This is a genomic window from Saccharothrix sp. CCNWYY140, assembly GCF_037401995.1.
GTDB lineage: Bacteria > Actinomycetota > Actinomycetes > Mycobacteriales > Pseudonocardiaceae > Actinosynnema.
The window spans coordinates 1-9,937 of sequence record NZ_JBBEGC010000195.1 but is presented as its reverse complement, the minus strand read 5'-3'; the positions used below and the strand labels follow the sequence as shown (position 1 = coordinate 9,937).

The 9,937-nt window shown below is 71.5% G+C and carries 6 protein-coding genes; 3 read left to right on the top strand and 3 right to left on the bottom strand.

Going from position 1 to position 9,937, the window contains the following annotated elements:
• Window positions 1-382 precede the first annotated feature (382 nt).
• Together WBN91_RS37730 and WBN91_RS37725 are read left to right on the top strand one after the other, a co-directional pair.
• Entirely contained in the window at window positions 383-1,000 is a 618-nt protein-coding gene (locus WBN91_RS37730) for a DUF998 domain-containing protein (protein WP_337729086.1), read from the top strand.
• Complete coding sequence (locus WBN91_RS37725) at window positions 997-3,009, top strand: glycosyltransferase (RefSeq protein ID WP_337729085.1); 2,013 nt, start codon at window positions 997-999, stop codon at window positions 3,007-3,009. Before WBN91_RS37730 ends, WBN91_RS37725 begins: the two co-directional genes overlap by 4 nt.
• A 4-nt stretch (window positions 3,010-3,013) precedes the next feature.
• Here WBN91_RS37725 and WBN91_RS37720 read toward each other — a convergent pair whose 3' ends face one another.
• Window positions 3,014-6,664 carry a patatin-like protein gene (locus tag WBN91_RS37720; protein WP_337729084.1) on the bottom strand — a complete coding sequence of 1,217 codons (3,651 nt, stop codon included), beginning with the start codon at window positions 6,662-6,664 and terminating at the stop codon, window positions 3,014-3,016.
• Between the two features lie 188 nt (window positions 6,665-6,852).
• Between WBN91_RS37720 and WBN91_RS37715 the strand changes: the two genes are divergently transcribed.
• Window positions 6,853-7,299 carry a hypothetical protein gene (locus WBN91_RS37715; RefSeq protein WP_337729083.1) on the top strand — a complete coding sequence of 149 codons (447 nt, stop codon included), beginning with the start codon at window positions 6,853-6,855 and terminating at the stop codon, window positions 7,297-7,299.
• Window positions 7,300-7,334: 35 nt separating this feature from the next.
• Here WBN91_RS37715 and WBN91_RS37710 read toward each other — a convergent pair whose 3' ends face one another.
• Window positions 7,335-8,000, bottom strand: a complete 666-nt coding sequence (locus WBN91_RS37710) for an esterase/lipase family protein (RefSeq protein ID WP_337729082.1) — start codon at window positions 7,998-8,000, stop codon at window positions 7,335-7,337.
• Between the two features lie 110 nt (window positions 8,001-8,110).
• Window positions 8,111-9,673: a polyprenol phosphomannose-dependent alpha 1,6 mannosyltransferase MptB gene (gene mptB, locus WBN91_RS37705; RefSeq protein WP_337729439.1), complete on the bottom strand. Its 1,563-nt coding sequence runs from the start codon at window positions 9,671-9,673 to the stop codon at window positions 8,111-8,113.
• Window positions 9,674-9,937 lie beyond the last annotated feature (264 nt).

The following is a 9,937-nucleotide window of genomic DNA, read 5'->3' as shown; positions in this document are numbered from 1 at the left end:
GTAGCCCTTCGGGCGGGCCATACGGTGGGGGAACCGAGGCCCTCCACTTGTAGGTGACACCTACCGCGCGCTGCGCGCGCGAAAAGCGGCGCGGTCGGTGGGTTTTGGGGCGCGTGGGCTTGCGGGCGGCGGGTGGGACCGGCGTGTGTGGGGTGGTGGGCGCGTGGGTGGTGCGTTGTCGGTTGGTGGGGGGCGCTGCTGAGAAAAGCTGTGTGGGTGGGGGGTGTTTGGTTGGGGTTTGTGCTGGTGGGTGGGGGGTGTGGTGGGTGGGACCCCCTCGGGTGGTGGGGTTGGCCCCACCCTCTGGGTCCGGGTGGCATCAGGGTTGGCTCGGGGGTGTTCCGGATACTTCTGCTTCTCGTTCGACGCCAGGATTTTTGGTGTGACGGTGATTCGGGGGAAAAGGCGGGCGGCGGTGTTGCCGTTGGCTGTTTCGGGGCTTGTGGTCTCGTTGTTCCCCATCGTCTACCTGCACGTGGTGGCGGTGGGGCAGCTCAGTCCGTTGAGTCACACCATCAGTGACTACATCTTCGTCGACAACGGTAGTGGGTTGCTTGCGGTCACCGCCTTGTCGCTTGCTGCCGCTTCGGTGGGGCTGTTGGTGGTGCTTGTTCGGCGGGGGTTGCCTCGGCGGGGGCCTGTCGCGTTGTTGCTCGGGTTGTGGGCGGCTGGGTTGGCGGTGGCTGCTGTGTTCCCTACCGATCCGACGGGGGCGCCCACCTCGTTCTCCGGCGCTGTGCACCGGTACGCGGGGGCCGTCATGTTCACCAGTCTTCCGTTGGCCGGGTGGTTGATTTCGCGGCGGTTCATCCCGAGTACTCCCGTGCGACGGTTCTCCGTGGCCGCGGGGATCACTTCGGTGGCATTCATGGTGAGCCATGTGTCCCTCACCTACGACGGCCAGATGTTGCTCGGGCTGTTCGAGCGGGTCCTGTTCGCCTTGCTCTACGGGCTGTTGTTCGCCCTGGCCGCCGCGGTGAGTCGGGAGGTGTCGCGATGACCTGGCTCGCTGTTGTGCTGGCGGCTGCGGGGGCCGCGTTCTTCGCCTTCGCGGCTCGGCTCCAGCACAGTGCGGTCACCAGTGCCGCCGAGGTGAAGGTGCGGGGGTTGCTGCGTCGGCCGCGGTGGTTGGCGGGGTTGGCGTTGCTGGTGGTCGGGGCCGGGGTGCACGCGGTGGCGCTGGGGATGGCGCCGTTGACCGTGGTGCAGCCGGTCGGGGTGTTGGCCATCGGGATCACCGCGTTGCTCGACAAGCGCCGTCGGGAGTTGCCGGCTGTCGCGTTGACCACGTTCGGGGTCGGGGCGTTCGTGTTCCTGGCCGCCGGGAGTGCCACTGCCACGCCGGTCGCGGTCGAGGCCGAGGTGACCGCCGGGCTGGTCGTGCTGGGGTTGGTCGCCGTGCCGGGGCTGGTCGGGGTGTTGTCCTCGCGGCCCGCGGTGCGGGCGCTCGGGTTCGGTGCGGCCGGTGGTGTGGCGTACGGGTACGTGTCCGTGCTCATGCGGTCGGTGTCGCAGGACGTCCAGACCGGTTCGTTGTCGTTTTCCACCGGCCTCTCGGCGGCCGGGATCGCTGTTGCCCTGGTGGTCGGCGGTTGGTTCATCCAGCACGCCTACGCCAGCGGACCGCCGCACGTGGCGGTCGCCTGTCTCACCGTCGTCGACCCGCTGGTCGCGGTCGGCATCGGCACCACCCTCCTCGGCGAGGCCACCCGCACCTCCGGCCCCACGGCCGTCGCGGAACTCGTCTGCGCCGCCGTCGCCATCGCCGGCGTCGCCCTGCTCGCCCGCAAGGACTCCAAGACACCCATGAGATCGGAGAACACCCCCATGAACGGACGCGCCATGCGGATCGTCGTCGCCGCGGAGACGTTCCCGCCGGACGTCAACGGCGCGGCCCGCTTCGCCCACCGGCTCGCGGTCGGGCTGGCCTCCCGGGACCACGACGTCCACGTGATCTGCGTGGCCCCGGACGGCGTGGCTCGGACTGAGCGGGTGGACGGCATCACGGTCCACCGCCTGCGTTCGCACCGCACCCCGTTCCACAAGACGTTCCGCGTCGGTCTGCCCTGGCAGGTGAGTGGCGACGTGCGGGCCGTGCTGGCGAAGGTCCAGCCGGATCTGGTGCACGTCCAGGCGCACTTCGTGGTCGGTCGCTACACGCTGCGGCACGCGAAGGAGATGGGCATCCCGACTGTCGCCACCAACCACTTCATGCCGGAGAACCTGTTCGGTCACGCCCATGTCCCGCAGTGGTTGCAAGGGCTGGCGTCGCGGTGGGCGTGGAAGGATCTGACCAAGGTGTTCGGCGCGGCGGACGTGGTGACCGCGCCGACGCCGCGGGCTGTGCAGTTGTTGCACGACAACGGGTTCCCGGAGCGGGCGGTGCCGGTGTCGTGTGGGATCGACATCGATCGGTATCGGCTGCGCAAGCCCGTTCGGTCTGGTGAGGGGCCGACGGTGTTGTTCGTCGGGCGGTTGGACGAGGAGAAGCGGGTCGACGAGTTGTTGCGGGCGGTGGCGTTGGTGCCGCGGCTGCGCGCGGACATCGTGGGTGACGGGTCGTGTCGGGCCGAGTGGGAGTTGTTGGCGCGGGACCTCGGGATTTCCGATCGGGTTCGGTTCCGCGGGTTCGTCGGTGAGGAGGAGTTGCTGGACGCCTACGCGAGCTGCGACGTGTTCTGCATGCCGGGTATCGCCGAACTCCAGAGCCTGGCCACGATGGAGGCGATGGCGGCGGGCAAGCCGGTCGTGGTGGCCGACGCGATGGCGTTGCCGCACCTGTGCAAGCCGGGGCGCAACGGGTGGCTGTTCACCCCTGGTGACGTGAAGGGGCTGGCCGAGCGGCTGCACGCGGTGACCGTGGACCCGGCCGTCACGGCGCGCATGGGTGTGGCGAGCAGCGACCTGATCTCGGCGCACGCCATCGACCAGACCCTGGAGACCTTCGAGGGCCTGTACCGCAAGGCGATGGGCGTGCCGACGCTCGTCCGCCCCGCTCTGGTGGCCTGAGGGGTCAGGCCACGACGCCGCGGCGGGTGGCGATGCGGTGCGCCACCCGCAATCCGCGCGGTCCGAGGACGGGCCGGCCGGAACCGTCCACAGTGGTCAGGAAGCGGAACAGCATGGCGTGGCCTTCCAAGCGCCGCAACAACCCTTCGGCCACGTTGTCGCCGTAGTCCACGACGGCCGACTGCTCCACCAGCCGCCGCATGATGGTCCGCCGCTCCTTCAACGGCACCCACCACGTGGTCACCAGGAGCAGCACCAGTCCGAACGACAGCGTCGTGGCCAGCACCGCCTCCCACCCGATGAACCGCAGCGAGAACACCTGCACCACCGCGCCGATCACCAGCAGCACCGACCCGTACACGGCGGCCCACCCGGCGGTCGCGGCGGCGGGCGGCTCGGCGTGTTCCGTGGCCCACACGCCCTCGCGCTGCCGCCACCGTTGCAGCGACCGGCCCAGGTGCAGCGAGGCGAGGATTCCGAACACGATCGCCACGATCGTCCCGATGACCACGACCGCGGGGTCCACGTCGTAGAGCCGGTAGCGCACCACGGCCCAGATCGCCGCCACGATCGCTGCCGCCAGAAGGACTCGCAGCACCAGCCGGGGCCGGCGTCGGATGCGTTTGAGCGCCGCCTTGGCCACCGCCAGCGGCGTGCCCACGGGAGCGGGCAGGGACCCGATCACCAGCAGCGCCACCACGACGACCACCACACCGCCCACGGCCACCAGGCCCGTGGTCACGCCCTCCTCCGACGACGCCAGCGCCGACCGGGTCCGGTCGATGGCCACCGCCGCCAACGGGATCACCGGGGCCAGCAACACCAAGCCGTGCAACAAGGTCCCGGTCCGCAGGGCCGCGTAACCAAAGGCCGCCAACAGGGTCGCGCTGCCGAACGCCGCCGAAGGACCCACCGCCCACGGCGGCAACAGGTCGAACAACGCCAGCACCAGCAGCGCGCCGCCCAACGCGAACCCCAGCAGCCCCAGGAACTGCGCGAGCTGTCCGCCGCGGGTCAACCCGGTGATCGTCCAGTACGGCAGCAGCGCCGCACCGCGCAGCGCGCGCGTCAACGGCTTGGCCGGACCCAGCCCGGACCGCTCGCTGTCGGCCACGGTCACCGCGACCGCCGCCGCCGTGGCCGCCGTCCGGATCACCTGGTCGCTGGAGGCCTCCTGGGACAGCGGTTCCCGCCCGATCCCGGCCCGGTCGAACGCGGCCAGCGCCTCCATGCCGACCTCGACCCGGTCGGCGTCGGTGCGCGCCGGCAGCCGCTGCAACAGCGCCGCCTGCTCCTCCAGGAACAGCTCGCCGCGCGACCGCCGGTCCGCGCCCTCGAGCCGGTCGGCCAGGATCGACGCGCGCAGCGCGGGCAGCTCCTCGCAGATGATCCGCACGTGCAGCGCCCACGCGGTCAGCTCCGCCAGCGCCTCGCACGTGGGCGGTTGGTCGCCGTCGACGTCCTCGTACACGGCGGCCAGCTGCTGCACCGCGCGCTCGACGACGGGTTCCAGGCGGTCCGGCAGCCCGTCGCCGAACAGGTCCGCCACCAGGTCGTTCACCCGCTTGCGGGCCCGTTCGGCCGCCGACGCGCCCTCGTGCGGGGTGAGCTTGTCGATGCGCAGCAGCCGCTTCGGGTCGCACACGATCTTGCTGAGCATGGTGGCGCCGTCCAGCCGGCCCCAGATCCAGTCGTTGACCCGCCAGGACCGCTTGAGGAACCCGGAGAACCGGCTCAGCGACGCGCCGCCGGCCTTGTCGTCGGGGGTCTGGCTGTGCTCGGCGAACGCGTTGCGCGTCTGGAGGCTGATCTGCACCAGGTCCACCGCCTGGTCCATGCCGCCGCGCGAGTCGTCGGCCAGGCACGTGGCCGCGACCTCCAGCGCCAGCAGCCGCGACAGCCACATGTCGCCCGCGACGAGCCCGACCTCGGTCTCGCCGTCGGTGCGCGGTTCGAGCAGCAGCGCCTTCCACGACGTCAGCCCGGCCATCTTCACCCGGTCGTCGGCCAACGCGTCCAGGGCGTCGCGGGCGTCGCCGAGGATGCCGGAGATCCGGTCCACCTGCGCCCGGACCTCCGCGCCGACCGTGCCGCGCAGCATCCCGTCCGCGAACGCCTCGACCCGCAGCTCCCAGTACTCGCGGTTCAACGCGGTGTGCTCGCGGGTGGTCCACTGGCCGTCCAGCTCGGTGCGCAGCTCCCGCAGCCGCGCCCGGACCTCGTAGAGGTTGGTGCGGGCCTGCGCCAACCGGCTCTGCGGGCTCTCCGGAACCACCCACACCAGCCGCTTGAGCAGGTCCATCGCGGCCGAGGCGAGCCGTTCGGCCATCGTGACGCCCCACGGCCAGCCGTGCTCGGGCAGCGCGGCCGGCTGCGGCTGCCCCGGCACGTAGGGCAGGCCGCCCCACTTGGCCAGGTGGGAGCGCTGCGCGGCCTCCGCCGCCGCCCGGACCCGTTCGAAGGTCCACCCGGCGGTGTTGGTCCCGGGCACCTCGAACTGGCGGGTGGTGACGTCGCGGGCCGCGTGCCGGATGCGGACGTCCTCGTAGTGGTCGTGCAGCGTAGCGGCCAGGTCGTAGAGCTTGCCGACCACCGAGCCGCCCGCCGCGAGCCGGTCCAGCAGGGCGCTGCGCCCGCCGCGCCGCGAGGCCGCGAGCCGGTTGTGCTCCTCGATGCGCTCCACGTAGGTGCGCCCGCTCTGGCTGGTCAGGGCGCTGAGCAGCTTCGCGCCGGTGCCGATGGTGCTGGGCAGCAGCCCGTCCACGGGCGCGACCGGCGGCTGCTTGGACTCCGGCGCGTGCGGGAAGACCAGCAGCATCACCCGCCGGACCGGCCCCTCGGCGGGCATCCGGTCGATGGCCTCCAGCGCCTCCTTGGTCGGCGTGTTGACCAGCACACCGCCGTCCACGACGTACCGGGAGACGTTGTCGGTGCCGTTGGCCCACGACGCGACCCCGGCCATGTTCGGCCGGGCGTCACCCGCGGCCTCCTCGGTGACCGGCACGAACGACGGTTCGAAGGCGAACGGGAACGACGCCGAGGACCGGGCGGCCAGCGCGAGCTGGTCCACCAGGGTGGGCAGCCGCTCGGCGGTGAAGTCGTCGCGGCCGGACGGGTCGCGGCGGAAGGAGAAGCTGCCCTGGTGGGTGGACTGGGTCAGCGACTGGCCCAGGTCGTCGTGCGTGGTCGTCGGCACGCCCGCGAGCAGGGTCGTGGTGATGCGCAGGTCCACCGGCCGCTCGTCGGCGGGCGTGGGGGAGAAGTCCGTGGTCAGCCGGTTGAGCGCCTCCTGGAGGCGGGGCAGGAAGAACTCGTCGCCCTTGAGCAGCGACACCGGCGAGCCGCGGAAGGGCGTGCGCAGCAACTGCTCCATGCGCCCCTGCTCGGCCCACAGGTCGCGCAGGCGTTCCAGCTTGGCGTTGGCGTTGACCTGCGACAACGCCAACGCGGCCCCGTTGATGCCCCCGGCGGAGGTGCCGGTGACCACGTCGGCGCGGGCGGTGCTGCCGACCAGGTCCAGCAGGTCGGCGTAGGCGCCTTCGGCCCTGGTCAGGCGGTCGAGTTCGAGGACCACACCGCCCATCCACACGGCCAGGCTGACCCCGCCGTTGAGGACGACGGCGAACCGGATCTGCTCCTGCGGCACGTCGGCCATGCGCGCTCCCTCCCCGGGCTGCGTGGGGATCTTCCCAGGTACCGGTTAGTCGTCCGGCCGCCGCAGCGGGTTACGCCCCGAACGGGTCAACCCGTCCGCACACTTGTCCGAAGGCCCCGGCGCGGGAGAAGATCCCCGGCGGTTCGGGCAGGCACGTCGCCTCGCTCCGCGTATCCGGGAGGCGTGTCGTGCGTGCGTTCCACGTGCTGTCGTTGTCCGTGCTCGTCGCCGTGGCGCTGACCGGCCCGCACACTCCCGCCGTGCCACCGGCCCCGGCCTCCGCTCCGGCTCCGGCTTCCGTGGCGGCAGAGCCGTCCGCCGCGCCCACGACGAGCGCGGTCCCGGCGCTCGCCGACCCGGCCGGACCGGCGTCCGCCGAGGTCCCGGCTCCGCTGCCCGAGGCGATCCCGGCTGGGCGGCCCGAGGTCGGGGGCGAGGGCGAGTCGGTGGCCGAGCGCAACAACCGCATCGCCACCCCGCGCCCGCCGCTGCTGACGTACATCCCGCCGACCCCGAACCCGCCGCCGACGATCTACAACGGCGGGCCGACCACCGTGCCGCCGACCACCGACGAGGTGCCGACCACGCGGCCCGAGCCCGACCCGACGGCCACCACGCAGCCGCCGACGCCGTGACGGGGTGACCGGGCGCGGCCACCCCGTCGTCGGGCTCAGCGGTTCACGTAGTCGCGGACCTGGGCGTACACGGTCGCGTCGGACAGCAGTGCGGTGTGGCTGATGCACGCCGTCCTGGTGTTGCGGGCGCCGGACAGGACTGTGCTGTCCGGCGGGTCGATCACGCCGTCGCACGGCGACCACCACGTCCCGTAGGCGGGTGCGCCGGGCGTCTCGTCACCGGAGTTGAGCGCGGTCAGGAAGCTCGACCCGATCCGCATCTCGGTGCACGACGTCTGGTAGCAGGTGTTCGCCGACCGGGTCCCGTGGTTGGGGCCGCCCAGCGACACCCACTGCTCGACCTTGGCGTCGCCGCCGAGGTTGCGGGTGTAGTAGCGGGAGGACAGCCCGCCCATCGAGTGCGTGACCACGTCGACCTTGCCCGCCCCGGTGGCCGCGAGCAGCCGGTCGACCTCGGTGCGCACCACCTCGGCGGTGTCGGCGTTGGACCGGGAGGTGTCGTAGGAGAAGGCGCGGAGGTGGTCGTCGGGCCACCCGTCCGCGCGGAACCGGCTGATCATCGTGTTCCAGTTGGACGCACTGCCGTTCCAGCCGTGGACGAAGAGGATCGGGTCGTGGCCGGCCGCGTGGGCGGGGGAGGTGAAGAGGGCAGGGAGGAACAGCGCGGCGGCAAGGGCGCACCGCTTCCGAAAAGACTTCACGAACGGGCCTTCCGACGGACGCTGGCGGATTCGTCGTGAGAGGGACCGGTACCGGTTGTGCAGGGCGGTGCCGCTATGTTACGGCCCAGTAACCCCGTGAAGTCAACGCTTTAGGCCGCGTCCGGCACCGGATCCCGCTTGATCAACGGCACGATCTGGCGGCGTGCGACGAACACGCACAACGCGAACGCCAACACCGCCGCCGTCACAGCCTGCGGCACGATGTAGGCCCGTCCGTCGAAGGCCGACCCGGTAGGCGGCAGGATCACCGCGATGAACGCGCTGGCACTCATCGCGATCAACCGGAACCGCTTGGCCAGCACCGCCGTGGCCAACGGCAGTGCCGCCCACAGCACGTACCAGGGCTGAAGCACCGGCCCGAGCACGAGCACCGCGCCCAACCCGGCCCCCAGCCCGTTGACGGCCTTGATCCGCCCCCGGAACGCCTTCCACAGCAGCGTCCCGGTGATCACCACCGACACCGCCTGGGACACCAGCCGCATCAACGCGATCATCGAGTCGGTGTGGTTGCCGAGCCCCAGCAGCAGCCCGAGTCCGCCGCCCAGGAAGCCCATAGCGGTCGGCGGCGACATCCAACTCTTCACCGTGCTGGCCACGTTCAACGTCTGCACCCAGCCGAACCCGAGCCCTGTCCCCAGGCATGTGGCCACCATGACCACCCCGGATATGGCGAGGAGGAGCAGAGCGGCCTTGACCAGATCCGCGAACGACCCACCCAACCGCCGCGCGATCATCACCCCGAGGAACCCCAACGCCAACGCGGCCGGGATCTTCACCGCCGCCCCGAACGTGATCATGGTCGCGCCCAACAAGATCCAGACCAGCTCGTCCCGCGTCATCGGCGTGCCTGGCGTGACCGGCATCTTCCGCAACGCCAGCTCCAGCCCGACCAGCATCAACCCGATCGCCAGCCCCTCGTTGTGCACGCCCACCACCAGGTGGAACAGCACAAGCGGGTTGGCCGCACCCAGCCAGAGCGCACTGACCGGCGGCACCCCGAACCGCCGCGCGAGCCGGGGGAGCGCCCACACGATCATCGCCAGGCCCAGCAGGACGAGCAGCCGGTGCAGGAACACCCCCGGCAACACGGAGTTCCCGGTCACCATCGAGATGACCCGTCCCACAGCCAGGAACAGCGGCCCGTAGGGGGCGGGCGTCTCACGCCAGATGTTCGGCACGTTGGTCGTGAGCGGGTGCTCCACGCCGAGCGCGGTGGCCGGCCCCATCTCGTAGGGGTCCTGCCCGTTGGCGGCGATCTGCGACTGGGCGAGGTAGCTGTAGACGTCCCGGCTGAACATGGGGAGCACGAACACCAGAGGCGTGATCCACATCATCAACGTGCGGTCGAGCTGACTACGCGTCATCAACCGAGGCCGACCAGGCCGAGCGAACCGCCCCAACATCAGCCACGCGGAGACGACCAGGAACACCCCGGTCCAGACGACCCCCATCGCGGCACTGGGCATCCGGACGAACAACCCCAACACCGGCGTACCGGGCAACGGCGAGAACACCGGCGCGGCCCCAGCCCCGAGGGAGCCGACGAACATCAACAGGGCGCCAACGGTCCCCCACCGACGGATGATGTCGAGCTGCCGCCGCTCAGGCGCGTTCAGCGGTGCCGCCTCGCCGATCGTCTCCCGATTCGCCATCACCAATCCGCCCGCCGTCACCCCGGCAGCGTAGCGAGCACCCGCCCGCCCCACGCACCCATCGTCGAACCCGCACACGCAGCACCCAACCCGCACAGCAGGCCGGCCCCATCCCTCCCCGACCTCAAACCCACCCACCGCTCCACAAACCTCCCGCAGGCCGCAAGCCCACCCAACCCCCACCTCAACCGGCCGCGCCGCTTTTCGCCCGCAGGGCGGGATGCTTTTCCGCCGAAGGCGCACGCCAAGCGGCAGCGACCACGG